General features: G+C 69.3%; 27 protein-coding genes and 1 tRNA gene. 14 read left to right on the top strand and 14 right to left on the bottom strand.

What is annotated here, in order from left to right; all coding sequences use genetic code 11:
* Positions 1-19: 19 nt before the first annotated feature.
* The 3 genes from SALMUC_RS09240 (at position 20) to ccmE (ending at position 2,398) form a co-directional block, all read left to right on the top strand.
* Entirely contained in the window at positions 20-904 is an 885-nt protein-coding gene (locus SALMUC_RS09240; RefSeq protein ID WP_020040335.1) for a lysophospholipid acyltransferase family protein, read from the top strand.
* Positions 905-926: 22 nt separating this feature from the next.
* Positions 927-1,739, top strand: coding sequence for a glutamate racemase (locus SALMUC_RS09235; protein WP_020040334.1), 813 nt, complete (start codon positions 927-929; stop codon positions 1,737-1,739).
* Positions 1,740-1,942: 203 nt separating this feature from the next.
* Positions 1,943-2,398 (top strand): cytochrome c maturation protein CcmE, encoded by a 456-nt coding sequence (gene ccmE / locus SALMUC_RS09230; protein WP_020040333.1) that lies wholly within the window; start codon positions 1,943-1,945, stop codon positions 2,396-2,398.
* A 16-nt stretch (positions 2,399-2,414) separates the two neighbouring features.
* Here the strand turns inward: ccmE and SALMUC_RS09225 are convergent, their stop codons facing one another.
* The 5 genes from SALMUC_RS09225 to SALMUC_RS09205 form a co-directional block, all read right to left on the bottom strand.
* Positions 2,415-2,960 carry a GNAT family N-acetyltransferase gene (locus tag SALMUC_RS09225; protein WP_020040332.1) on the bottom strand — a complete coding sequence of 182 codons (546 nt, stop codon included), beginning with the start codon at positions 2,958-2,960 and terminating at the stop codon, positions 2,415-2,417.
* Positions 2,953-3,324, bottom strand: coding sequence for a Grx4 family monothiol glutaredoxin (gene grxD, locus SALMUC_RS09220; protein WP_020040331.1), 372 nt, complete (start codon positions 3,322-3,324; stop codon positions 2,953-2,955). Before grxD ends, SALMUC_RS09225 begins: the two co-directional genes overlap by 8 nt.
* A gap of 77 nt (positions 3,325-3,401) precedes the next feature.
* Positions 3,402-3,644 (bottom strand): BolA/IbaG family iron-sulfur metabolism protein, encoded by a 243-nt coding sequence (locus SALMUC_RS09215; RefSeq protein WP_020040330.1) that lies wholly within the window; start codon positions 3,642-3,644, stop codon positions 3,402-3,404.
* Between the two features lie 109 nt (positions 3,645-3,753).
* On the bottom strand, positions 3,754-4,536 hold the full coding sequence (xth, locus tag SALMUC_RS09210) for an exodeoxyribonuclease III (RefSeq protein WP_020040329.1): 783 nt from the start codon (positions 4,534-4,536) through the stop codon (positions 3,754-3,756).
* A gap of 144 nt (positions 4,537-4,680) precedes the next feature.
* Positions 4,681-5,004 (bottom strand): HesB/IscA family protein, encoded by a 324-nt coding sequence (locus SALMUC_RS09205; RefSeq protein WP_020040328.1) that lies wholly within the window; start codon positions 5,002-5,004, stop codon positions 4,681-4,683.
* A gap of 108 nt (positions 5,005-5,112) precedes the next feature.
* On the opposite strand from SALMUC_RS09205, the gene SALMUC_RS09200 reads away from it, so the two are divergent.
* The 7 genes from SALMUC_RS09200 (at position 5,113) to scpB (ending at position 13,665) form a co-directional block, all read left to right on the top strand.
* Positions 5,113-6,270, top strand: coding sequence for a deoxyguanosinetriphosphate triphosphohydrolase (locus SALMUC_RS09200; protein WP_020040327.1), 1,158 nt, complete (start codon positions 5,113-5,115; stop codon positions 6,268-6,270).
* Between the two features lie 93 nt (positions 6,271-6,363).
* The gene (locus SALMUC_RS09195; RefSeq protein WP_020040326.1) at positions 6,364-8,220 is read left to right on the top strand and encodes a cation:proton antiporter; all 1,857 of its coding nucleotides are present in this window, start codon (positions 6,364-6,366) and stop codon (positions 8,218-8,220) included.
* An 88-nt stretch (positions 8,221-8,308) separates the two neighbouring features.
* The gene (gene argS / locus SALMUC_RS09190) at positions 8,309-10,054 is read left to right on the top strand and encodes an arginine--tRNA ligase (RefSeq protein WP_037371633.1); all 1,746 of its coding nucleotides are present in this window, start codon (positions 8,309-8,311) and stop codon (positions 10,052-10,054) included.
* 92 nt (positions 10,055-10,146) lie between these two features.
* Positions 10,147-11,193, top strand: a complete 1,047-nt coding sequence (locus SALMUC_RS31025) for an SPOR domain-containing protein (protein WP_020040324.1) — start codon at positions 10,147-10,149, stop codon at positions 11,191-11,193.
* Positions 11,190-12,194 (top strand): glycoside hydrolase family 3 N-terminal domain-containing protein, encoded by a 1,005-nt coding sequence (locus SALMUC_RS09180; protein ID WP_020040323.1) that lies wholly within the window; start codon positions 11,190-11,192, stop codon positions 12,192-12,194. Before SALMUC_RS31025 ends, SALMUC_RS09180 begins: the two co-directional genes overlap by 4 nt.
* A complete protein-coding gene (locus SALMUC_RS09175) occupies positions 12,195-12,989 on the top strand; it encodes a segregation and condensation protein A (RefSeq protein WP_020040322.1) in 795 nt (264 codons plus the stop codon).
* Positions 12,982-13,665, top strand: a complete 684-nt coding sequence (scpB, locus tag SALMUC_RS09170; RefSeq protein WP_020040321.1) for an SMC-Scp complex subunit ScpB — start codon at positions 12,982-12,984, stop codon at positions 13,663-13,665. The genes SALMUC_RS09175 and scpB overlap by 8 nt, the downstream gene beginning before the upstream one ends.
* A gap of 58 nt (positions 13,666-13,723) precedes the next feature.
* Here scpB and SALMUC_RS09165 read toward each other — a convergent pair whose 3' ends face one another.
* Entirely contained in the window at positions 13,724-14,389 is a 666-nt protein-coding gene (locus SALMUC_RS09165) for a DUF1236 domain-containing protein (protein WP_020040320.1), read from the bottom strand.
* A 283-nt stretch (positions 14,390-14,672) separates the two neighbouring features.
* Here SALMUC_RS09165 and SALMUC_RS09160 point away from each other — a divergent pair, with 283 nt between their 5' ends.
* On the top strand, positions 14,673-14,885 hold the full coding sequence (locus SALMUC_RS09160) for a hypothetical protein (protein WP_020040319.1): 213 nt from the start codon (positions 14,673-14,675) through the stop codon (positions 14,883-14,885).
* Here the strand turns inward: SALMUC_RS09160 and SALMUC_RS09155 are convergent.
* The 8 genes from SALMUC_RS09155 to SALMUC_RS09120 all read right to left on the bottom strand — a co-directional run bounded on the left by SALMUC_RS09155 (position 14,882) and on the right by SALMUC_RS09120 (position 21,113).
* Positions 14,882-15,976, bottom strand: a complete 1,095-nt coding sequence (locus SALMUC_RS09155) for a 2'-deoxycytidine 5'-triphosphate deaminase (protein WP_020040318.1) — start codon at positions 15,974-15,976, stop codon at positions 14,882-14,884. The genes SALMUC_RS09160 and SALMUC_RS09155 overlap by 4 nt on opposite strands.
* Positions 15,977-16,092: 116 nt before the next feature.
* A tRNA-Pro gene (locus SALMUC_RS09150) sits at positions 16,093-16,169 on the bottom strand.
* A gap of 78 nt (positions 16,170-16,247) precedes the next feature.
* Entirely contained in the window at positions 16,248-17,630 is a 1,383-nt protein-coding gene (locus SALMUC_RS31020; RefSeq protein WP_020040317.1) for a MerR family transcriptional regulator, read from the bottom strand.
* Between the two features lie 6 nt (positions 17,631-17,636).
* Positions 17,637-17,939: an integration host factor subunit alpha gene (gene ihfA / locus SALMUC_RS09140; protein ID WP_020040316.1), complete on the bottom strand. Its 303-nt coding sequence runs from the start codon at positions 17,937-17,939 to the stop codon at positions 17,637-17,639.
* A gap of 121 nt (positions 17,940-18,060) precedes the next feature.
* Entirely contained in the window at positions 18,061-19,032 is a 972-nt protein-coding gene (locus SALMUC_RS09135; RefSeq protein ID WP_020040315.1) for a beta-ketoacyl-ACP synthase III, read from the bottom strand.
* Complete coding sequence (plsX, locus tag SALMUC_RS09130; RefSeq protein WP_020040314.1) at positions 19,029-20,141, bottom strand: phosphate acyltransferase PlsX; 1,113 nt, start codon at positions 20,139-20,141, stop codon at positions 19,029-19,031. Before plsX ends, SALMUC_RS09135 begins: the two co-directional genes overlap by 4 nt.
* Positions 20,142-20,164: 23 nt before the next feature.
* Complete coding sequence (gene rpmF / locus SALMUC_RS09125) at positions 20,165-20,371, bottom strand: 50S ribosomal protein L32 (RefSeq protein WP_020040313.1); 207 nt, start codon at positions 20,369-20,371, stop codon at positions 20,165-20,167.
* A gap of 172 nt (positions 20,372-20,543) precedes the next feature.
* Entirely contained in the window at positions 20,544-21,113 is a 570-nt protein-coding gene (locus SALMUC_RS09120; protein ID WP_020040312.1) for a YceD family protein, read from the bottom strand.
* Between the two features lie 102 nt (positions 21,114-21,215).
* Here SALMUC_RS09120 and SALMUC_RS09115 point away from each other — a divergent pair, with 102 nt between their 5' ends.
* From SALMUC_RS09115 to SALMUC_RS09105, 3 genes are read left to right on the top strand one after another with little or no spacing between them, the layout of a single operon-like run.
* The gene (locus SALMUC_RS09115; protein WP_021120142.1) at positions 21,216-21,668 is read left to right on the top strand and encodes an outer membrane protein assembly factor BamE; all 453 of its coding nucleotides are present in this window, start codon (positions 21,216-21,218) and stop codon (positions 21,666-21,668) included.
* Positions 21,669-21,679: 11 nt separating this feature from the next.
* Positions 21,680-22,438: a GNAT family N-acetyltransferase gene (locus SALMUC_RS09110; protein ID WP_037371412.1), complete on the top strand. Its 759-nt coding sequence runs from the start codon at positions 21,680-21,682 to the stop codon at positions 22,436-22,438.
* 50 nt (positions 22,439-22,488) lie between these two features.
* Complete coding sequence (locus SALMUC_RS09105; protein WP_020040309.1) at positions 22,489-24,330, top strand: ABC-F family ATP-binding cassette domain-containing protein; 1,842 nt, start codon at positions 22,489-22,491, stop codon at positions 24,328-24,330.
* Positions 24,331-24,376 lie beyond the last annotated feature (46 nt).

The raw sequence follows: 24,376 nt of genomic DNA, 5'->3' as shown, positions 1-24,376 counted from the left end.
TCGTCCGGAGACCACCCCGATGCCTGACAGGCGTCACGCCGCGCGCGACATTTCCTACGCCCATTCCGCACAGACCCGGCCGGGCCGGGCCATGATCCGCTTCATGGAGAACGCGACCGGCCGCATCGGCCTGATCCGCCGGGCAGAGGGCTACGAGCGCGAGATCGCCTCGGGCCGAGATTTCTGGGAGGTCATGGTCGCGCGCTACGGCCTCAGCCTCGACATCCTGCGCGGCGGGCTTTCGAACCTGCCCGCACAGGGGCCGCTCATCGTCATCGCCAACCATCCCTACGGCATCCTCGACGGACTCATGCTGGGGCATATCCTGTCGATCGTGCGCGGGGATTTCCGCATCCTCGCCCACCAGGTCTTCCGCAAGGCGCAGGAACTGGACCGGGTGATCCTGCCGGTGAATTTCGACGGCACCCGCGCCGCGGTCCAGGAGAACCTCGCGACCCGCAGGGTGGCGCTCGACTACCTGGGGCAGGGTGGCTGCCTGGGCGTCTTTCCGGGCGGGACCGTTTCGACCGCCGCGCGGCCCTTTGCGCACCCGATGGACCCGGGCTGGCGCAGCTTCACCGCGCGGATGGTGGCGAAGTCCGGGGCGACGGTGGTGCCGGTCTACTTCGACGGTCACAACTCGCGGCTGTTCCAGCTTGCGAGCCATTTGCACTACACGCTGCGCATGGGGCTCCTGATGCAGGAGTTCCGCAAACGTGTCGACCGGCCCGTGCGCATGGTGATCGGAGAGGCGATTCCCGCCGGCGAGATCGCCGCCCGGGCGGGGGACGCGCGGGCGCTGATGGATTTCCTGCGCAAAGCGACGTATGACCTGTCCCCGAGGCCGCTCGACTCGCTCGACTACGGCTTCGAGTTCGAGGCAGGACACAAGCCGCGGGTCTGAACCGCGGCGCGGAGGCGGGCAGATGGCGGTAGGCATTTTCGATTCCGGGCTTGGCGGGCTGACCGTGCTCGACGCGGTGCAGGAGCGGCTGCCGGAGGTGCCCTTCGTCTATTTCGCCGACAGCCGCAACGCGCCCTATGGCGTGCGCGAGGCCGACGACATCTACCAGCTCACCACCGCCGCCGTGGAGCGGCTCTGGGAGGCGGGTTGCGACCTCGTGATCCTGGCCTGCAACACCGCCAGCGCCGCCGCGCTGCGGCGGATGCAGGAGACCTGGCTGCCGCGCGACAAGAGGGTGCTGGGCGTCTTCGTGCCGCTGATCGAGGCGATGACCGAGCGTCAGTGGGGCGACAATTCCCCGCCGCGCGAGGTGGCGGTCGAGCACGTGGCGCTCTTCGCGACGCCCGCCACGGTGCGCAGCCGCGCCTTCCAGCGCGAGCTGGCCTTCCGCGCGATCGGCGTTGACGTCGAGGCGCAGGCCTGCGGCGGGCTGGTGGACGCCATCGAGGAGGGCGACATGATCCTCGCCGAGGCGCTGGTGCGCAGTCATGTCGACGCGCTGCGGCGCAAGATGCCGCATCCGCAGGCGGCGATCCTGGGCTGCACGCATTACCCGCTTCTGGAAGACGTCTTCCGCGAGGCGCTTGGCCCCGAGGTCGCGGTCTATTCGCAGGCGAAGCTGGTGGCCGCGTCGCTGGCCGACTACCTCGTGCGGCACCCGGACATGTACGGCACCGGCGAGGGCGGGCGTTTCCTGACCACCGGCGACCCGGCTGTCGTCTCGCGCCACGCAACGCGTTTCCTGCGGCGGCCGATCAGCTTCGAGGCGGCCTGAGGCGGGGTTCGGCGGCGTGGGCGCCGCCGGCGAGAGGCTCTGCCTCTCGCGCTCGTCCGGGATATTTGGGCCAGAAGAAGCTGCGGGGGCTGCGGGCGGCCTGACGGCAAATTGATCTCGCTCACTTACATTCCGGGGTGGGGATGTCATATAGTTGCCAGAAGCGGGGCCGCGGCCCCGATCCAGGTGAGAGAGAGGCCCGGATGTCGCTGATGTCGCTGAAGAAGACGCGCCGCGTGCAGGTGATCGCAATGGCCACCGTGGCGCTGGTGATTTCCACCGCGCTGATCGGATACGCCATGCGCGACGGAATCAACTTCTTCCGCTCGCCCAGCCAGGTGATGGAAGAACCGCCCGCGCCGAACGAGACCTTCCGCATCGGGGGGCTGGTCGAGGAAGGGTCGGTCGTGCGGGGGCAGGGGCACGAGGTGCGCTTTTCCGTGACCGATGGCGGCGCCTCGGTGCCGGTCGTCTTCTCCGGCGTGCTGCCGGATCTCTTTTCCGAGAACCAGGGCATGGTGGGCACGGGGCGCTACGTGAACGGCGTCTTCGAGGCGAGCGAGATCCTGGCCAAGCACGACGAGACCTACATGCCGAAGGAGGTCATGGACGCGCTGAAGGAGCAGGGCGTCTACCAGGAGGCGACGCCGGGCAGCTGAGGCGGCGGCGCGGCCGTCAGGCGAGCGGCATCTCGAAAAAGCAGAGCTTGCGGCGGGCGATCTCGGGCACCTCGTAGCAGGCGTTGCGCCGGCGGAAGCCCATGCGGTCGTAGAGCCGCCGGGCGGCGTGCAGGGTCATGGCCGTGTCGAGGCGGATCATCCGGTAGCCGGTGTCGCTTGCCCGGGCGATGAGGGCCTCCATCAGCGCCTGTGCCACGCCGTGGCCGCGGGCATCGGGCGCGACGTAGAGGCGCTTGACCTCCGTCGCATCGCTGGAGAGCGGGTGGATCATGCCGCAGCCGACGGGTACGCCGCCCCGCCGCGCGAGCAGTATCGCGTCATGCCCCTCTGGCAGCCGGTCGAGCAGCGCGCGGTAGCGGTCTTCGGGATAGAAGGTGAGGAGCGTTTCCCGCATGGACGGGTCGTCGTCGAGCAGGAAATCGCGGTAGGCCCAGCAGAGGGCGCGCACCGCCTCGAGGTCGCCGGGCGTTTCCGCCCCGGCGATGTGCAGCCCGGCCGGGGCGGGCGTGCCGCCTGCCGGCCGGTGGGCGCGATCAGCCATTGGCCTCGCGGATCTTCTCGGCGGCGTCCTTGTCGTAGCCGACGCCGTTCTGCTCGAGCAGCTGGTCCAACTCGCCCGAGAGGGTCATCTCGGTGATGATGTCGCAGCCTCCGACGAATTCGCCCTTCACGTAGAGCTGCGGGATCGTCGGCCAGTCGGAGTAGTCCTTGATGCCCTGGCGGATGGCGTCGTCGGACAGCACGTTCACGTCGGTGTAGTCGACGCCCATGTAGTTCAGCACCCCGGCCACGCGGCTCGAGAAGCCGCACTGCGGCATGGTCTTGGTGCCTTTCATGTAGAGCACCACGTCGTTGGCCTTCACCGTCTCGTCGATCCGGGTCTTCGCGTCGGTCGTATCGGTCATATCGGTCTCCTCGTCGCGCGCCTCGAGCGGCGCAGCGGGTTGCGGTGCCGGCCGGCGGGCCGCACCTGGCAGGGCGCTCAGTCGGGCGCCTTGGTGGTGAGGGCGAGCGCGTGCAGCTCGCCGTGGTTGCCGTCCATCTTGCTCTTCAGGGCGGAATAGACCGCGCGCTGCTGCTGCACGCGGTTCTTGCCGCGGAAGCTCTCGTCGATGACCTCGGCCGCATAGTGATTTCCATCGCCGGCAAGGTCGGTGATGGTGATGCTTGCATCGGGAAAGGCGGCTCTGATGAGCTGCTCGATCTCCGTCGCTTCGATGGCCATGTCGGGGTCTCCGGCTTCTGTCGTCTGGTCATGCGAGATGTAGGGCCCGAGCGCGCCGGACGCAAGCGGCGCGCAGGCCGGGTCGCGTCCGGGCCAGGGGGGCGGGGCCTCAGGCGGCGAGCTCGACCCAGACGGGGACGTGGTCCGAGGGCTTGTCGCGGCCGCGGATCTCGCGGTCGATGGCGCAATCGGTCATGAGGTCGGCGCAGGCGGGCGTCATCAGCAGGTGGTCGATGCGGATGCCGTTGTTCTTCTGCCAGGCGCCGGCCTGGTAGTCCCAGAAGCTGTAGTGCCCCGGGCCGCGATGGCGCGCGCGGAAGGCCTCGGTGAAGCCGAGGTTCACGATCCGGCGGAAGGCGGCGCGGGTCTGCGGCAGGAAGAGCGCGTCGTTTTTCCAGGCGTCGGGGCGTGCGGCGTCCTCGGGCTGGGGGATGACGTTGTAGTCGCCGGCCATGAGCGCCGGTGTCTCTTCGGACAGGAGCGCGCGGGCGCGCGCCTCGAGTCGCTCCATCCAGGCGAGCTTGTAGTCGTATTTCGGCCCCGGCGCCGGGTTGCCGTTGGGCAGGTAGAGCCCGCAGAGCCGCACCGCGTGCCGCTCGCCGGTGACGGTGGCCTCGATCCAGCGGGCCTGTTCGTCTTCGTCGTCTCCGGGCAGCCCGCGGCTCACGTCCTCGAGCGGGAGCTTGGACAGGATCGCGACGCCGTTGAAGCTTTTCTGCCCGTGGGTCACCACGTTGTAGCCGCGGTCCTCGAAGAGCTCGGCCGGGAAGTTCTCGTCCACCGACTTGATTTCCTGCAGCAGCGCGACGTCGGGCTGCGCCTCGTCCAGCCAGTTGCCGAGGGCCTCGGCGCGGGCCTTGATGCCGTTGATGTTGAAGGTGGCGATCTTCATGCGGCGGTCTCCGTTGGGGGCGGGACAGCTATCGCCCAGCCGGGGCGCGCTGACAAGGGCGCGAGATCCCCGGTGCCGCGTCATCCTGCAGGGTGCGGGACAGGGTAGTGCGCTGCGCGAAAAGTGACGCGCAACGCGTTGCCATTACATGGAAAAGCTGGTTCCGCAGCCGCAGGAGCTGGTGGCGTTCGGGTTCTCGATGGTGAAACGCGCGCCGATCAGTTCCTCGGTGAAGTCGATCACCGCGCCGGCGAGGAAGGGCTGCGAGACCGAGTCGACCACCACCCGTTCGCCCGAATGCTCGAGCACGAGGTCGTCGTCGGAGGGGTCGTCGAGCTTGATCTCGTACTGGAAGCCCGAGCAGCCGCCGCCCTCGACGGCCACGCGCAGCACCTTGCCCTGCTGCGCGGCGCCGATCTCGGAGAGGCGGGCATAGGCGCGGTCGGTCACTTTCGGCGGTATCTGCATGATGTCCTCGGCGGTTTATCTCCTGCGATGACCGTAATATATGAACGCGCGGGACAGGCGGCAACCGGGCGCAACGATCCGGTGCCGCGCAGGATAGGGACGACGCCGATGGCGATCTACGCATGCGAGCCCTCGGGGGCGCGGCCCCGGCGCGTGGCCGAGGAGGAGAGCGCCTTCCGCTCGTGCTTCCAGCGGGACCGCGACCGGATCATCCATTCCTCGGCCTTCCGCAGGCTCAAGCACAAGACGCAGGTCTTCGTCGAGCACGAGGGCGATTTCTACCGCACGCGGCTCACGCATTCGATCGAGGTGGCGCAGGTGGCGCGCACGATCTCGAACGCGCTGGGGCTGAACACCGACCTGACCGAGGCGGTGGCGCTGGCGCACGACCTGGGTCACACGCCCTTCGGCCACACCGGCGAGGATGCGCTGGCCGCGCTGATGGCGCCCTACGGCGGTTTCGATCACAATGCCCAGACGCTGCGGATCGTCACCCTGCTGGAAAAGCACTATGCCGAGTTCGACGGGCTGAACCTCACGTGGGACACGCTCGAAGGCATCGCCAAGCACAACGGTCCGGTGACGGGCGAGGTGCCGGTCGCGCTGGCCGAATATAACGCCCAACATGATCTGGAACTCGACACCCACGCCAGCGCCGAGGCGCAGGTGGCGGCACTGGCCGACGACGTGGCCTACAACAACCACGACCTGCACGACGGGTTGCGGGCGGGGCTCTTCACGGAAGACGACATCGCCCACCTGCCGCTGGTCTCGACCGCCTATGCAGAGGTCGACCGGCTCTACCCTGGGCTCGAATCCTACCGCCGCCGGCACGAGGCGCTGCGCCGGGTCTTCGGCTACATGGTCTCGGACCTGATCGACGAAAGCCGCCGCCTGCTCGACGACGCGGCGCCCGGCTCGGCGGACGAGATCCGCCGGCTGGGGCGTCCGGTCATCGCCTTCTCGGACGGGATGTGGCGCGACATTCGCGAGATTCGCGACTTCCTCTTCCGGCGGATGTACCGCGCGCCCGCGGTCATGGTGATCCGCGAGCGGGTCACGCAGGCCGTCGAGGAGCTCTTTCCGCTCTACATGGCCGACCCGAGCCTGCTGCCGCAGCGTTGGCGGGGCGAGATCGAGGCCGCGCGCGACGAGGCGCAGCTCGCTCGGCTGGTGGCAGATTACATCGCCGGCATGACCGACCGTTTCGCACTGCAGAGCCACGCGAAACTCACTGGTCGCGATATCCTGCGCGAGGCGGGCTAGCCCCGCGGGCTCCGTAAGGACTGGACAGCGGCGGTCTCCGCGTCATCTGATGAGGCGCGCCGCGGCGCGGAGAACGAAAGAGGGACGACATTCATGGCGACTGCGGCGAGTGCCGGGCTGGACCCGGTTCTTGGGTTTGCGCTGGTGGGCGCGCTTGGCGTGGGCTCGCAGTGGCTTGCGTGGAAACTGCGGCTTCCCGCCATCGTGCTGATGCTGCTGGCGGGCCTCGCGGTCGGGCCGGGGCTGGGCCTGCTGACGCCCTCCGAGCAGTTCGGCTTCCTGATGCAGCCCATGGTGGCCATCGCCGTGGCGATCATCCTCTTCGAGGGCGGCATGTCGCTGAGCCTGAAGTCGCTCAGCGACGCGGCCACGGGCGTGCGGCGGCTGGTGCTGATCGGGGCGCCGCTGGGCTGGGCCGCCAGTGCAGCCGCGCTGCACTGGATCGCCGGGCTGAGCTGGCCGACCTCGGCGGTCTTCGGCGGCATCATGATCGTCACGGGCCCGACGGTGATCGCACCGATGCTGCGGCAGGCGCGGCTGAAGAAACGCCCCGCGGCGCTGCTGCACTGGGAGGCCATCGTCAACGACCCGGTGGGCGCGCTGGCGGCCGTGCTGGCCTTCGAACTGGTCGTGGTTCTGGCCGATGCGACCTCGCTGAGCCACGCGCTGGCGCAGCTCACGCTGGGTGTCGCCACGGCGCTGGTGCTCGGCGCGGCGGCGGGCTGGGGCCTCGTGCGGGCCTTCCGCAACGCGCTGGTGCCGGAATACATGAAGGTGCCGGTGCTCTTCGTGCTGCTGCTGGGGGTCTTCGCGGTCTCGGACCACCTGCTGCACGAATCCGGGCTGCTGGCGGTCACGGTCATGGGCCTGTGGATCGCCAATGCCGGGCTGCCCAGCTACGTCGAGATGCGCCGCTTCAAGGAGCACGCGACGGTGCTGCTGGTCTCGGGCGTCTTCATCCTGCTGGCCGCGAACATGAGCCTCGAGACGCTGATGACGCTGGACTGGACGGCGCTGGCCTTCGTCGTGGTCGTGATCCTCGTCGCGCGCCCGCTGCCGGTGCTGGTCTCGCTGGCCTTCTCCAACATCACCTGGCGCGAGCGGCTGCTGGTGGCCTTCACCGGCCCGCGCGGCGTGGTGCTTGTGGCCGTGGCCGGCCTCTTTGGCGAACGGCTGGCCGCGCTCGGCTTCGAGGACGGGTCCCGCGTGGCGCCGCTGGCCTTCGCGCTGGTCGCGGCGACGGTGGTGCTGCACGGCTTCACGCTCACGCCGCTGGCCCGTGCGCTGGGGCTCAACGCGACCGAGACGCCGGGCGTGCTGATCGTCGGCGGCTCGCGCTGGTCGACCGCGCTGGCCGCGGTGCTGAAGGAACTCGATCTGCCGGTGATGGTGGCCGACCCAAACCACGCCCACCTGCGCATGGCGCGCGAGGAGGGGCTCGACACCTTCTGGGGCGACATCCTGTCCGAAGCGGCCGAGGACCGTGTCGATCTCGTGAGCTACGACAAGATCGTCGCCGCCACGGACAACGACGCCTACAACACGCTGGTCGCGACCGACCTCGCGCCGGAATTCGGCCGCGAGAACGTCTTCCAGCTCAAGCGCGTGCGGCAGGCCTCGGCCCGGCACGCGCTTCCGGCGACGTTGGGCGGACAGGCGATCGGGGCGAACGACACCTACTTCGAGGCCAACGCGCGGCTGGCCGAGGACTGGGAGTTCCGCAGCACCACGCTGTCCAAGGCGTTCACCCTGCAGGACTGGCGCGAATGCCATCCCGCCGCGGTTCCCATTGCCGACCTTGGCCCCAACGGCACGCTGCGCCTGCTGGGCCCCGAGACCGAGCCCAAGGAGACCGAGGGCACGCGCCTTCTGGCCATGGCGCCCAAGCGGCTTGAGCGCAAGGAGGACCGCCGCGACCCCGAGGGCCGCGACACGCTCAAGGCCGAGTGAGCGCGCGAGCGGTCGCCACCCCGCGCGTGACGTTTGACCCCGCAGGTCAGCGTGGTAGAGGGACGCCGATGGCATGGAGACTGTCCGCATGAACCTTTTCACCGACATCCGCGCGCGCGTCCTGGAGGCGATCGAGGCGCTGCAGTCCGAGGGCGTCCTGCCCGAGGGCCTGAACACCGCGCCCGTGACGGTGGAGCCGCCGCGCGATCCGCTGCACGGCGACATGGCGACCAATGCCGCCATGGTGCTCGCCAAGCCCGCGCAGAAGAAACCCCGCGACATCGCCGAGGCGCTGGCCGCGCATCTGGGCACCGACGACCGCATCGCCTCGGCCGAGGTGGCGGGCCCGGGCTTCCTGAACCTGCGCCTCGCGCCCACGGTCTGGCAGGGCCTTCCGGAAACGGTGCTGACGCAGGGCGCCGATTTCGGCCGCTCGACGCTGGGGCAGGGCGAGAAGGTCAACGTCGAGTACGTCTCGGCCAACCCGACCGGGCCGCTGCACGTAGGCCACACCCGCGGCGCGGTCTTCGGCGATGCGTTGGCCTCGCTGCTCGACTACGCGGGCTATGACGTCACGCGCGAATACTACATCAACGACGGCGGGGCACAGGTCGACGTGCTCGCGCGGTCGGTCTACCTGCGCTACCTCGAGGCGCAGGGGCACACGGTCGAGTTCGCCGACGGCACCTACCCGGGCGACTACCTGATCCCGGTGGGCGAGGCGCTCAAGAACCTCGTCGGCGACAAGTACGTCGACCAGCCCGAGTCCGTCTGGCTGGAGTACGTCCGCGAGTTCTCGACCGATGCGATGATGGAGATCATCCGCGAGGACCTGCGCCTGCTGAACGTCGAGATGGACAGCTTCTTCTCGGAAAAGTCGCTCTACGGCACCGGCCTCATCGAATCCGCGATCGAGAGCCTGCGCGACAAGGGCCTGATCTATCGCGGCGTGCTCGAGCCGCCCAAGGGCAAGAAGCCCGAGGACTGGGAGCCGCGCGAACAGACGCTCTTCAAGTCGACCGAGCATGGGGACGACGTCGACCGGCCGATCATGAAATCGGACGGCGCCTGGACCTATTTCGCGCCCGACATCGCCTATCACTACGACAAGGTGCAGCGCGGCTACGATCAGCTCATCGATGTCTTCGGCGCCGATCACGGCGGCTACGTCAAGCGGATGAAGGCGGCGGTTTCGGCGCTGTCTGACGGCAAGACGCCGCTCGACATCAAGCTGATCCAGCTGGTGAAGCTCTTCAAGAACGGCGAGCCGTTCAAGATGTCCAAGCGCGCCGGCACTTTCGTGACCCTGCGCGACGTGGTCGAGGAGGTCGGCCCCGATGTGACGCGCTTCGTCATGCTGACCCGCAAGAACGACGCGCCGCTGGACTTCGACTTCGACAAGGCGGTCGAGCAGTCGCGCGACAACCCGGTGTTCTACGTGCAATACGCCCACGCCCGCGTCTGCTCGGTGATGCGCAAGGCGCAGGCGGCGGGCATCGACGTCTCGGACGCGGCGCTGGCACAGGCCGATCCGGCCCTGCGCGCGCACGAGGCCGAGCAGGGGCTCGCAAAGAAGATCGCCGAGTGGCCACGTCTTGTCGAGATCGCCGCGCGCGGGCACGAGCCGCACAAGGTGGCGATCTGGCTCAACGAGCTGGCCTCCGAGTTGCATGCGCTCTGGAACAAGGGTCATGACGTGCCGGAACTGCGGTTCCTGCAGGAGGATGACGTTGCCGCCAGCCAGAGCAAAATCGCGCTGGCACGGGCCGCCGCGGTTGTCATTTCCGCCGGTCTTGGTATCCTTGGCGTGACCCCGGCGGAAGAAATGCGCTAAGGCACAAAGCCGCGTCGCCCCGGGGTTCGGGCAAGAACCTGGACAGACCCTTCAAGGGCGGACCAACCGTCCCGGGGCGCAGCGAGGCAGTGATGGCGGATTTCACCTATGACGGGCCGGTCGAGGCCCCGACCGGGCGTAGACTGGCGAACATGGCCAACTGGCTTGGCGCGGCGGTATCGCTGGCGCTGATGGTCGGTGTCGGCATCTGGGGCTACAGGCTGGTGATGCGCGACGTCACCGGCATCCCCGTTGTCCAGGCGATGGAGGGGCCCATGCGCGTCGCACCCGAGGACCCCGGTGGACGGCTTGCCGATCACCAGGGACTGGCCGTGAACGACGTGGCCGGCACGGGCACGGCGACGCCGGTGCCCGACCGCCTGCTTCTGGCGCCGCAGACCGCGGGCCTTTCGGACGAGGACGTGCCCCAGGCAAACCTCCCCGAGGCCGAGCCGCGCCCCTCGGACAAGATTTCGCCCGCCGTGGTTGCGCCGGTCGAACAGCCCGAACTCGCATCCTCGGAAGAAGGCGCTGCAACCTCCGAGGATGTCACCGAAGAGACCGAAGACCGGGCTGCGGCGGCCGCCAAGTCGGCCTCGGTCGAGGATGGCGTCGATCCGATCCAGGCACTGGCCGACCAGATCGCTGCGGATGCCAAGCCGCTCAGTGATCTCGAGCCGGGCGAGGATACGCCGGTGAAAACCGAGCTTTCGGGCGCCGAAGACGACGCGACCGAAGACACCGGCCCCGCGCCCGCCGGCGCGCTGGTGCGCTCGCTGCGGCCGGCGGTGCGGCCGCAGGGGCTGCGCACCGCCACGCTCGCCGCCGTGCCCGAGACGCCCGAAGCACCCTCCGGCCCTTCCGAGATCGATCCCGACACGCTCGAGGCGGGCACGCGGCTCGCGCAGCTCGGCGCCTATGACAGCCCCGAGACGGCGCGTGCCGAATGGGCACGCTTCGCCACGCGCTTCGGCGACTACATGGAGGACAAGGACATGGTCATCGAACGTGCCTCCTCGGGCGGACGCGTCTTCTATCGCCTGCGCGCCCACGGCTTCGACGACCTGTCCGACGCCCGCCGCTTCTGCGCCGCCTTCGTGGCCGAGAACGCGGACTGCATCCCGGTGGCCACGCGGTGACGGGGCGGTTCGGCGCGGCGATCCTCGCGCCCGAGGGAGTCCGGCTGACAGGCGCCGAGCGCCGCTTCTTCGCCGACGCCAATCCCTTCGGCTTCATCCTCTTCGCGCGGAACCTGCACGGCCGCGACCAGATCCGCGCGCTCTGCGAGGCGCTGCGCGACGCGGTGGGCTGGAACGCGCCCATCTTCATCGACCAGGAGGGCGGCCGCGTGCAGCGCCTGCGCCCGCCGCTGGCGCGCGACTGGCTGCCGCCGCTTGACGACGTCGAGCGGCACGGCGCCCAGGCCGCCCGGGCCATGTTCCTGCGCTACCGCATCATCGCCCACGAGCTGCGCGGGCTGGGCATCGACGGCAACTGCGCGCCCATGCTCGACGTGGCGCGGCCAGACACGCACCGTTTCCTGCGCAACCGCTGCTACGGCGAGAGCGTCGACAAGGTGGTCGAGATCGGCGTCGCCGTGGCGCAGGGGCTGACTCAGGGCGGCGTCTACCCGGTCATCAAGCACATGCCGGGGCACGGCCTCGCGCAGCTGGACAGCCATCTCGCGCTGCCGCGCATCTCGGCAGGTCCGGAGGAGCTGGAGCGCGTCGATTTCGCCGCCTTCCGTCCCTTCCACGACCAGCCGCTCGGCATGACGGCGCACCTCGTGTTCGAGGCCTATGCCACGCGCGCCGCCACCGTTTCGGACCGCATGATCCGCCTCATCCGCGAGGACCTCGGCTTCGACGGGCTGCTGATGACCGACGACATCTCGATGCAGGCGCTCGAGGGCAACGTGGGCAGCCGGGCGGCTGCCTCGCTCGCGGCGGGCTGCGACGTGGTGCTGCACTGCAATGGCGAGATGCGCGAGATGCTGACGCTCATGCGGCGGGCGGGCGAGATGTCCGAGGCGGCACAGGCCCGCGCAGAAGCGGCGCTCGCCGCGCGTCCCGAGCCCGACGATGTTGACATCGCGGCGCTCGAGGCGGAGCTTGAGGCGCTGTCACCGGGACGCCTCTGAATGAACGACGAGTTCGAGAACGTCGAGACGCTCAGCGTCTCCGAACGCCTTGCCGCCGAGGCGCTGATCGTCGACGTCGACGGATTCGAGGGGCCGCTCGACCTGCTGCTCTCGCTGTCGCGCACGCAGAAGGTGGACCTGCGCAAGATCTCGGTGCTGAACCTCGCTCAGCAATACCTGGCCTTTGTGGAGAAGGCCAAGGCGCTGCGGCTCGAGCTGGCGGCGGACTACCTCGTGATGGCGGCCTGGCTGGCCTACCTCAAGTCGCGGCTGCTTCTACCGCCCGACCCGGAGGAAGAGGGCCCCTCGGGCGAGGAACTGGCCGCGCACCTGGCCTTCCAGCTGGAACGCCTGCAGGCCATGCGCGACGTGGCCGCCCGGCTCATGGCGCGCGACCGGCTGGGGCGCGACTTCTTCGCCCGCGGCGTGCCCGAGACCGTCGAGCGCGTGCGCAAGGTGCGCTACACCGCGACCCTGCTGGACCTGATGCAGGGCTACGCCCGCATCCGCACCCGCGACGAATTCCGCCCCTTCGTCATGGACCGCGACAGCGTGTACACCATGGAAGAGGCCCTTGACCGCATGAAGGGGCTGATCGGCTTCGCCGGCACCTGGACCGACATTTCCAGCTATCTTCCCGATGGCTGGGACAGCGACCCGGTCAAGTGGCGCTCGGCCACGGCGGCAACCTTTGCCGCCTCGCTGGAGCTGGTCAAGGAGGGCCGCGCCGAGCTGCGCCAGTCCGAGACCTTCGCCCCGATCGAGTTGCGCAGACGGAAAGACGACGATGACTGACGAGACCGAGGATCACGGCGACGAGGCCGACACCCCGCGCGAGTCGCTCTTCGAGGCGCCGCCGATGGGCGAACAGGAGCGCATGGTCGAGGCGGTGCTCTTCGCGTCGGCCGAGCCGGTCACGGTGCGCGAGCTGACCGACCGGATGCCGCACGGCTCGGACCCGGCCGAGGCGCTGGCGCACCTGCGCAAGCGCTACGAGGGGCGCGGCGTGCACCTCGTGAGGGTGGGCGACGCCTGGGCGATGCGCACCGCGCCGGACCTCGGGTTTCTCATGCAGAAGGAGACGGTCGAGACCCGCAAGCTCTCGCGCGCGGCGATCGAGACCCTGGCGATCATCGCCTATCACCAGCCCGTCACCCGCGCCGAGATCGAGGAGATCCGGGGCGTGAGCGTCTCGCGCGGCACGGTGGACCAGCTGCTCGAGATGGAGTGGATCCGCTTCGGGCGCCGCAAGATGACGCCGGGGCGGCCGGTGACATTCGTGGTGACCGAGGATTTCCTCGACCACTTCGGCCTCGAGAACGCCCGCGACCTGCCGGGCCTCAAGGAGCTGCGCGCCGCGGGCCTTCTCGAGAACCGACCGCCGCCGGGCGCGGGCACGCCGGGGCCCGAAAGCGACGACGACGACGAGGACGACGCGACCGAGGGTCAGAGCGAGCTGTTCGAGGACTGACCGAAAAAAGCCCCCGGTCGCGCGGACCGGGGGCCTTCGTTCCCTCAAGAGGCTTGGATCAGCGGACCACCTGCACGATGCGACGGGTCTCAGGGTCGATCACGACCGGCGTCTCGTTCACGTTGAGGTAGGCGTAGTCGCTCTCCGGCACCTCGTAGACCTCGATGTCTTGCGGAATGCCCGCGCCGGTGGCGACTTCGCCGCTGAGGTAGACCGGTTCGACCGGGTTCTCGACCACGTAGGTCACGGTCTTTTCCTCGATCTGCGACTCGGCGCCCGCGACGGCACCGACCACGGCGCCTGCGGCAGCGGCGGCCGGGCCACCGACCAGCAGCGAGCCTGCCAGCGCGCCCCAGCCGCCTGCAGCTGCCGCGCCGACGCCGGCGCCTTCGTCATCCTCGTAGGTCACGGTCTCGACTTCCAGGCGTTCCGTGTTCTCGTAGATCACGACCGGCTCATCCTCGACCGGCGTCGTCAGGTAGGCGGAGTAGGCCCAGCCCTCGCTGCCGTTGTAGGAGACCTCGCACCATTCGGCTTGGTCGAGGCAGCCCATGACGTCGACTTCGTCGGAGGAGGCGATGACATCCTGCACCTCGTACTGCGGACCGGGGCCCGTGCGCAGGTTCAGGTCGGTGGTGGCCGAGGCGCTCATCGCTGCGGCGACAGGTGCTGCGACAAGGCTGGCAAGGGCGGTGCCCAGCAGAATGGTCTTGGTGCGTTGCATGTCGGGTCTCCTCACAGATGCAAGTTGGCGAAGGCGTCTGCCTTCGTGGCGTCACAACAGCAGGGGGTGCAGAACCGTTCCGGTCGATGCGAAAAAGGTGTTTATGATCAGCGAGGAACCGCGCGGCCTTGATGTGGTTTTGGCCGTCTTCCGCCGGTCGGGCAAGGCCGGGAACCCGGGCGGCCATGGCGCGTTCGCGGCCCGATGCTGCGCATTCTAGGCATCGGGCTGAAATTCCCGGAGGCCGGGCTATGCTTCGGATCAGCAGCAATAGGAGCGGGCGATGAGTATCTTCAACACGATTTCGCGCATGGTGGTCCGACGGGCCGTGGGCCGCGGCATGAACGCAGGCATCGACAAGACCATGGGTCCGGGACGCCGCGGCGCCGACGCGCCGCTCACGCCCGAGGAGCGCCGTCAGCGCCAGCGTGCGCGCAAGCAGGCGAAGACCGCAAAGAAGGCCGCACGCGTGGCACGGCGCTTCATCAAGTTCTAGGCGCCCGCTTCGGGCGCGCGGAAGTGCTTAGACAGCTTCAGTCCCTGGCCCTGGTAGTTCGAGGCGATTCCCGCGCCGTATAGCTGGGCAGGCACCTCGTCCATGCGTTCGTAGACCAGGCGTCCGACGATCTGCCCGTGCTCCAGCACAAAGGGGGCCTCGTGGCACCGCACCTCAAGCACCCCGTGCGAGCCCGTGCCCCCCGCGCCCGCATGGCCGAAGCCGGGATCGAAGAAACCGGCGTAGTGCACGCGGAACTCGCCCACCATGGCGAGATAGGGCGCCATCTCGGCGGCATAGGCGGGCGGGATGTGGACCGCCTCGCGGCTCACGAGGATATAGAAGGCATCGGGGTCGAGGATCAGCCGCCCGTGCCGGGCCTGCAGCGGGTCCCAGAACTCCAGCGGATCGTAGTGGCCGATCCGGTCGAGGTCGATGACGCCGGTGTGCCGCTTGGCCCGCCAGCCCGCCAGCGCGCCCTCTGCGGGCTGAAGGTCGACCGAGAAACCCAGCCCGTCGTCGATGAGCGCCGGGCCACCGCCGACCAGCGTCTCGCTGTCGTGCAGCGCCCGCAGTGCCGCGTCGTCCAGCACCGACTGCCCGCGCCGAAAGCGGATCTGGTTCAGCCGCATGCCCGAGCGCGCCAGCACCGAGAAGCTGCGCGGACAGATCTCGGCATAAAGCGGGCCGGTGTATCCCGGCGCCACGCGGTCGAACTCGGTGCCGCCATCGGTGATCGTGCGCGTCAGCAGGTCCAGCCGCCCGGTCGAGCTCTTGGCGTTGGCCACGGCCGACAGGTCGGCGGGCAGGGCGAGGCGCTCCATCAGCGGGACGACGTAGACGCAGCCCTTTTCCAGCACGGCGCCGTCGCCGGTCAGGTCGACGCGGTGCATCTCGAACTCGTCGAGACGCTCCGCGACCGGACGTCCTGAGCCCGCGAGGAAGGAGGCGCGCACGCGGATCGCTTCGCTGCCCAGCCGCAAGTCGAGGCTGGCGGGCTGCACCTGGCCCCGCGCCGGCGGGGCGCCGGTGTCGATCGCGCCCTCGGCGATCAGCGTTTCGATCTGCTGGCTGGCAAGCACGCCTGTCATCGCGGTCCGTCCCCTGTTTTCGGGACTGCTTAGCAATCCTGCGCCGCGAAGGGGAGCGCAAATGCACCGCCGCGCCGACCGCGCGTCGGAGAAATTGTCGTGACAAGTCGGATGATTGGTCGGGCTAGCAGGACTCGAACCTGCGACCTTCCGTCCCCCAGACGGACGCGCTACCAGGCTGCGCCATAGCCCGACTTGTGAGGCCCGTTCATACTGTTTTTCGCCGGCGGGGGCAAGCCCTGAATCGCGGAAATCCGCGCCTGTCTGCGGGTCAATCGGCCTCGGTCGCGGCGCGGCCTTCGACAAGCGCCCGCAGCGCGGCGACATGCGGCGCAAGCGCCGCCGCGCGCTCGGGATCGAGCCGCTGGACCCGCGCCAGATGCGCCAGCGGGCCGGGCGCGGGCGTCGGCAGATCGGCCTCCGAGCGCAGTTCCGGCAGCGGCGCGGGAGCAGGGGCCTGGGCAGTCTGGGCGGGCATGTCCGGCGGCTCGGCCGCAGCCTCCGGAGATTCGGATTCGTCCGAGTCGGCCGGCGCGCTGTCCGCGCCCGGCGCGTCGAATCCGGCCTCGACGGGTTCGGCCATATCGACCTCTTCGTCGTTCACCTCGGGCGACTCGGCCGTGTCGGCGGGCAGTTCGCCCGTCTCGGTCGCGCGCTCCTCGAGCGACTGGGCCAGGAACTCGGGCAAGGGGTTCGGAGGTGTTTCGGACATGGCCGCAGGGGGCGAGCTCTCGCCGCGGCCGAAGAGATCCGGCCAGGTTTCGGCATCCGAGTCGGCCCCTTCACCGGCATCGGCTACAGGCTCGGTATATGTCGTGGGTTCGGAACCGACCGCGGCTTCGGCCTCGGCTTCCGCACCAGCCTCGTGGTCGTGCTCGTCGGTCGGTGTTTGCTCAGCTTCCGCGACCGCCGAGGGCGTGTCCTCGACGGGGTAAGGACCGAGCGCAGGTTCGCTCTCGGTCACCGCATCCGAGGCTTCAGGTGCCTGCGACTCTTGCGCGCCAAGGCCGCCGGGCATGTCGTCGGCGTCAGGTCCGGGAATCTCGGCCGCCAGCGTGTCCTCGGCCTCGGGCGCCATCTCGGGGGGCATCGCGGCCCCGGCCGAAATCGGCTCCGGGGCGTCAAAGGCGTCGTCGGACACTGGCTCGGTCGGCATATCGGTGTCGCTCGGCTCCGCCTCTGGCCACTCTCCATCTTCGGCCGGCGCGGCCTCCGGTGCCTCCGCTTGATCCGGGACGGCACTCTCGGCCACAGTCGGCTCGGCGCGCGGCGGGCTGTCGGGGGCGACGAAGGGCAGGACGGTGCCGCTTTCCTCGGGGGCCTCCGTATAGGGCGCGTCCTCGATCATCTCCGCGACCTCTTCCTCGGCGGCGACCTCGGTCGGCGCGGGCACGAGGCCCGAGACATGGCGCACGCCCTTCTCGCGCAGCACCTTCTGCACGCCCTTGATGGTCATGCCGTCGTCGTGGAGCAGCTTCTTGATGCCGGCCAGCAGGCCGATGTCGCCGGGCCGGTAATACCGCCGACCACCGGCGCGCTTCACCGGCTTGACCTGCGTGAACTTGCTTTCCCAGAAGCGCAGGACGTGAGCCGGCGTGTCCAGCAGCTCCGCGACCTCGCTGATGGTGCGGAAGGCGTCGCGGGACTTGCTCATGCCCGCTTACCCCTTGTTGCCGTCGGCGACGCGCTCTTTCATCAAGTGCGAGGGGCGGAACGTCAGCACGCGGCGCGGCTGGATCGGCACCTCTTCGCCGGTCTTGGGATTGCGGCCCACGCGCGCCGCCTTGTCGCGCACCGAGAAGGTGCCGAAGGACGAGATCTTGACCTGTTCCCCCCGCACGAGCGCGTCGGACATGTGCTGGAGAACCGATTCCACCAAGTCTGCGCTTTCGTTGCGCGACAGGCCGACCTCGCGGAAGACGGCCTCGCTCAGATCCATGCGCGTGAGAGTCTTTTCACCCATTCCCGTCCCTCCGGAGTTTCCGCCAGCATAGGCGCGGTCAATTTTCCGTGTCAACGTCAGGTACTTGAAAGCCGGGCCTGACCCGCGATTTCGGCGGCAGGTCGCCGCCGGACGGGGGCAATCACCAGCGCAGCAGCACCGCGCCCCAGGCCAGGCCGCCGCCGATGGCTTCGGTGATGACCACGTCGCCCGGCTTGATGCGGCCCTCGGCCTTGCCGACGGACAGCGCCATCGGGATCGAGGCCGCCGAGGTGTTGCCGTGGTCCTGCACGGTGACGATGACCTGCTCCATCGGCAGGCCCAGCTTCTTGGCCGTGCCGGTGATGATGCGGATGTTCGCCTGGTGCGGCACGATCCAGTCGATCTCGTCGGTTGTGACGCCGGCCTTCTCCATTGCCGTGGTCGCGGTGGCGGCAAGCTTGGCAACCGCGTGGCGGAAGACCTCCTTGCCTTCCATCCGCAGGTGGCCGATGGAATTCGTGCTCACGCCGCCGTCGACGTAGAGCAGGTCGCGGAAGCGGCCGTCGGAGTGGATGTCGACCGACAGCACGCCGCGATCCTCCTTGGTGCCGTCGCCTTCCGAGGCCTCGAGGATCAGCGCGCCCGCGCCGTCGCCGAAAAGCACGCAGGTCGAGCGGTCGTTCCAGTCGAGGATGCGCGAGAAGGTCTCGGCGCCGATCACCATGATCCGCTTCGCCGTGCCCGAGACGATCAGCGCGTTGGCGTTGGCCAGCCCGTAGACGAAGCCCGCGCAGACCGCCTGGATGTCGAAGGCGAATCCGCGCTCCATCCCGAGGCGCGCCTGCACCATGGTGGCGGCGGAGGGAAAGGTCAGGTCCGGCGTCGAGGTCGCCACGACGATGCCGTCGAGATCGGCCGGCGTGAGGCCTGCGTCGCCCAGCGCGGCCATGGCGGCATTGGTGGCGAGGTCCGAGGTGGTTTCACCCTCGGCGGCAAAGTGGCGCCGCTCGATCCCCGAGCGGCTGCGGATCCACTCGTCCGAGGTGTCGAGGGTCTTTTCGAACTCGGCGTTGGGGACGACATGCTCGGGCAGATAATGCCCGATCCCTGTCACCTTTGCCCGTATCGTCATTGGTCGGTTCCGTCTTTCTGCTCGTTCGCCGGGCCGTCCTCGGCGGTGGGGCGCGTGTCGCCCGCCGCGGCAATGCGTGCCGCGAGCCGGTCGCCGAACCCCGATTGGGCCAGATCGTAGGCCAGTTCGACGGCGGCTGCCACACCCGTCGCGTCCGCGGCGCCGTGAGATTTCACGACCGTGCCGTTGAGCCCCAGGAAGACGCCGCCGTTCTTGCGGCGCGGGTCGATCCGGGCCTGCAGGCGCTTGAGCGAGGTCAGCGCCAGAAGCGACGCGATGCGGGACAGCGGAGAATAGGCGAAGGCCTCGCGCAGCAGGTCGCCGATGAGCGAGGCGGTGCCCTCTCCGGTCTTTAGCGCGATGTTGCCGGTGAACCCGTCGGTGACGATCACGTCGCAGCGCGTTCCGGGCAGATCGCTGCCCTCGACGAAGCCGACGAAGTCGAACCCGTTCTGCTCGGCATTGGCCGAGATGAGTTCATGCGCCGCCTTGAGCTCGGTCCGGCCCTTGTGCTCCTCCGTGCCCACGTTCAGCAGGCCGACGCGCGGCTGCTCGAGCGAGAGCCCGTTGCGCGCATAGGAGGCGCCCATCATGGCGTATTTCAGCAGGTCGTCCGCGTCGGCGCGGATATCGGCGCCCACGTCCAGGATGACGTTGTAGCCCTGCGGGTTGCGCGAGGGCCAGAGCACCGCGATGGCCGGCCGATTGACGCCCGGCAGCTTGCGCAGGCGCACCATCGACAGCAGCATCAGCGCGCCGGTGTTGCCGCAGGAGACGGCAACCGTCGCCTCGCCGTCGCGCACCGAATCGAGCGTGGACCACATCGAGGTGTCCTGCCCGTTGCGCATGACGTGGCTGGGCTTGTCTTCCATCGATACGACGCGGGGTGCGTCGCGCACGTCGCAGCGGCCGGACAGCGCGGGGCGCTTGTCGACAAGCGCCTGCAGCTCGTCCCGGGGGCCGTGCAGCAGGAAGCGGACGTCTTCGTGCTTGCGTGCAAAGGTGGCAAGGCCGGCAACGATGGTTGCCGGCCCGCGATCTCCGCCCATGGCGTCGATGGAGAGCACCAAGGGCCCGTCCGCCTTGCGGTGATCCGAGAGAGGACTCATGCGGGGACCGGGCCTTCGGCTGTTCAGGCGGCGTCTTCGTCCAGGTCGATCTCGTCGGCTGCGGCGACGACTTCGCGCTCGGCGTAGTGGCCGCAGGACGGGCAGACGTGGTGCGGGCGCTTCAGCTCGCCGCAGTTGTCGCACTCGTTGGGGTTGGCCGCGGAGAGGGCGTCATGCGCCCGACGGTTGTTGCGGCGCGATTTGGATACTTTGTTCTGTTGGACGGCCATGTCTCAACCTCGATCATTCGCGTGTGGGGCAATTTGTTGCCCGGTTCTGGTGTCGGGCGTGTGCCCGGCCTCATAGTCTCAAGGCACGTGGCATGGCAACCCGGAATTCCGATGAAGGCGCGAAAATAGGGATTTGTCGCTCGGACGCAAGGGGATTCGTGTCCCCTGCGCGTCACTCCTTGCCGTTATCGTCCTCTGCCAGCTTGTCGCGCAATCCCGCGAGCTGGGCAAAGGGGTTCGGCCGCTCGGAGGCGGCGTCCGGAGCGTCGTCCTCCGCGGCAACCTCGGGCTCGGGGGCATCGGGACTGCGCGGGTAGGGCGGCAGCGCCAGCGAGAGCGCCTCGGTCATCACGTCGCGCAGGTCGATCACCTGCGGCAGCGGATCGGCGTCGTCCTCGGGCACCTCGGTTTCCGACCCCTCGTCGAGGGACGGGAAGGCCGCCTCCGGCAGGTAGAGCCGCTCGACCGGCTCGTCGATGCGCGTGCTCACCGGCTCCAGTGTTGCCACGCAGGACTGCGTGACCGTCGCACCCAGCGTCGCCTTGAGCCGCCAGCCGTCGCGGCCCTCGGGCGCGATCTCGCCGGCGAGGCGCGCCTTGCGCAGGCCGCGCAGCTCCAGCCTTTCGGCCAGCGCGGCGCGCGCGGCATCGTCGGGGCGGTAGTCGAACCGCGTGGGCCGGCCCGCTTTCAGGGCCGCCACCCGCAGCCGGTGCGTGGCGGTGTCGTCGTCTCTGTCAGCCACCTGTGCCTTCCTTTGCTTGAACGGCTTGGCATGTATATGTAATCGGGGATAGAAGGCCGCCAAGGTCGACACAAGGGTAGTTGCGGGGGCAGAGGCAGGGCCATGACAAGACGGCTGAGAAACGCGCTCATGGCGGGCGGGCTGGTCCTGTCGGTGGCGGCCTGTTCGGCACAATACCGCACCCACGGCTACACACCCTCGGATGACGATCTGCAGCAGATCGTGCCCGGAATCGACACGCGCGGCACCGTCGAGGACGTCGTCGGAGTGCCGACGACCTCGGGTGTGCTCAACGACAGCGGCTTCTACTACATCGAGAGCGAGATCCGCAGCTTTGCCTGGCAGGCGCCCGAGGTGGTGAACCGCGAGGTCGTCGAGATCGCCTTCGACGGTGACGGCGTCGTGCGGGGCATCAGCCGCTACGGTCTCGAGGACGGCATCGTCGTGCCGCTCACACGGCGCGTCACGCAATCGGGCGACGGCGACATCGGCTTCATCCGCAAGCTCTTCGGCAACATCGGCCGTCTGTCTCTCGGCGACTCCCTCGGACAGTAGGAGGGCCGGCGATGCCCCCCGAGCAGCAGAGGCCGGCAGAGGGGGAGACGCTGTTGTCCCGCGGCAGGTTGCAGGCCAGGCAGGCGACGACCGAGGCCGATGTGGCCGCGGCCCAGGCGTTGCGCGGGCGCGCCTTCTTCGGGCCCGATGGCGGACCCGATGCCGACGCCTTCGACACCCGCTGCCGTCACATGCTGATCGAGGATGCGCGAGCCGGCACGCTGCTGGCCTGCTTCCGCTTCCTCTGGATCGAGAGCGGCACGGGCATGGGCGACAGCTACTCGGGGCAGTATTATGACCTGCGGCGGCTCGAGGGATTCGACGGCCCGCTTCTGGAGCTGGGGCGCTTCTGCATCCGCCCCGGCCAGTCCGACCCCGACATCCTGCGCCTCGCATGGGGCGCGATCACCGCGCTGGTCGATGCGCGGGGCGCGCAGCTGCTCTTCGGTTGCGCCAGTTTCAGCGGCACCGATCCGGCCCCCTATGCCGCGGCCTTCGCCTTTCTCGCCAGCCGTCACGCCGCGCCCGAGCGCTGGCGCGTCGGGCGCAAGGCGCCCGAGGTCGTGGGATTCGCGCCCGGCCCCTCCGACGCGCGGGCGGCGCAGAAACTCATCCCGCCGTTGCTGCGCACCTACTTGTCGATGGGCGGCTGGGTGAGCGATCACGCGGTCGTGGACCGGCAGATGAACACCCTGCACGTCTTCACCGGGGTCGAGACCGCCGCGATTCCGCCCGCGCGGGCCCGCGCGCTGCGCGCCATCGCCGGCTGAGCCGCCGCGCGCACTTGACGCCGGGCGCCTGCGGCCATAGCGCATCGCGCATGGCTCAGGCACCGCTTCTGCAACTCTCCGACGTCTCGCTCACCTTCGGGGGCGAACCCGTCTTCTCCGACCTCTCGCTCAACGTTCAGCCCGGCGACCGCGTCGCGCTGGTGGGCCGCAACGGCTCGGGCAAGTCCACGCTACTGAAGGTCATGGCGGGCCTCGTCGAGCCCGACACCGGAACGCGCGTCGTGCCGGCGGGCACCAGCGTCGGCTACATGGAACAGGAGCCGGACCTCTCGGGCTACGACACGCTGGGCGAATTCGCCGCCGCGAACCTCGGCCCGGCCGAGATGTACAAGGTCGAGGCCGCGGGCGAGGGGCTGGGCTTCGATCCCGACCGCCCCGTCTCGACCGCATCGGGCGGCGAGCGGCGGCGCGCGGCGCTGGCCCGCCTCATGGCCGAGGACCCCGAGGTCATGCTGCTCGACGAGCCGACGAACCACCTCGACATCACCGCCATCGGCTGGCTCGAGGAGCAGCTCAAGCAGACGCGCAAGGCCTTCGTGCTGATCTCGCACGACCGGCGGTTCCTCGAGAACCTCACCCGCGCGACGCTCTGGATCGACCGCGGCGCGGTGCGCCGGCGAGAGCACGGCTTCGCCGGCTTCGAGGACTGGCGCGACAAGGTCTGGCAGGAAGAGGACGAGGCACGTCACAAGCTCGACCGCAAGATCAAGGCCGAGGCCAAGTGGGCCGTCGAGGGCATCAGCGCCCGGCGCACTCGCAACCAGGGCCGTCTGCGCGCGCTCAAGGCGCTGCGCGAGGAGCGCGCGGGCCAGATCCGCCGGCAAGGCACGGCGGCGATGGAGCTTTCCTCGGGCACGCAGTCGGGCAAGAAGGTGATCGAGGCCGAGCATCTCGCCAAGGCCTTCGACGACAAGCGCATCGTGACCGATTTCTCGATCACCGTGCAGCGCGGAGACCGCGTGGCCTTTGTCGGGCCCAACGGCACCGGCAAGACGACGCTCATCAACATGCTGACCGGCCAGACCGATCCGGACTCGGGCCAGGTCAAGCTGGGCACCAACCTCGAGATCGCGGTCTTCGACCAGTCGCGCGCGCGGCTCGACGGCGACATGTCGCTCTGGGAAAGCCTGACCGGCGACAAGGAGATGCGCGTCTCGGGCAAGGCCGACCAGGTGCTGGTGCGCGGCGAGCCGCGGCACGTCGTGGGCTACCTCAAGGACTTTCTCTTCGACGAACGGCAGGCGCGGGCGCCCGTGCGCTCGCTCTCTGGCGGCGAGAAGGCGCGGCTGCTGCTGGCCAAGATCATGGCGCACGAATCCAACCTGCTGGTGCTGGACGAGCCGACCAACGATCTCGACGTCGAGACACTGGACCTGCTGCAGGACCTGCTGGGCGACTACGCGGGCACCGTGCTGCTGGTCAGCCACGACCGCGACTTCCTCGACCGCGTGGCGACGACCACCGTGGCGATGGAGGGCGACGGCCGCGCCGTGGTCTATGCCGGCGGCTGGTCCGACTACCGCGCCCAGCGCGCCGAACGGCTCGGCGAGCCCGAGACCGGCAAGCCCGGGAAGGAGGGCCGCTCCTCGGGCGGCGCTGCCAAGGGCGGCGCGGCCAAGCCGAAGTCCGACCAGGGCAAGATGAGCTTCAAGGAAAAGCACCGCCTTGAGGAGCTGCCGAAGGAGATCGAGCGGCTCGAGGCCGAGATCGCCAAGCTCGAGGAGTTGCTGGCCGACCCCGAGCTCTTCACCCGCGAGCCGGTCAAGTTCCAGAAGGCGACCGAGGCACTGACCGCGCGCCACGAAAAGCTCTCGGACTCCGAGGAGGAATGGCTCGCGCTGGCCGAGAAGGCCGAGACCGCCGAGGGCTGACCGCCGGGGCAGGGCGCCCACTTGTGGTCAAATTCCCGCCCACAAG

The sequence above is a fragment of the Salipiger mucosus DSM 16094 genome, assembly GCF_000442255.1.
Classification (GTDB): Bacteria; Pseudomonadota; Alphaproteobacteria; order Rhodobacterales; family Rhodobacteraceae; genus Salipiger; species Salipiger mucosus.
This window is presented reverse-complemented; position numbering and strand designations above follow the sequence as displayed.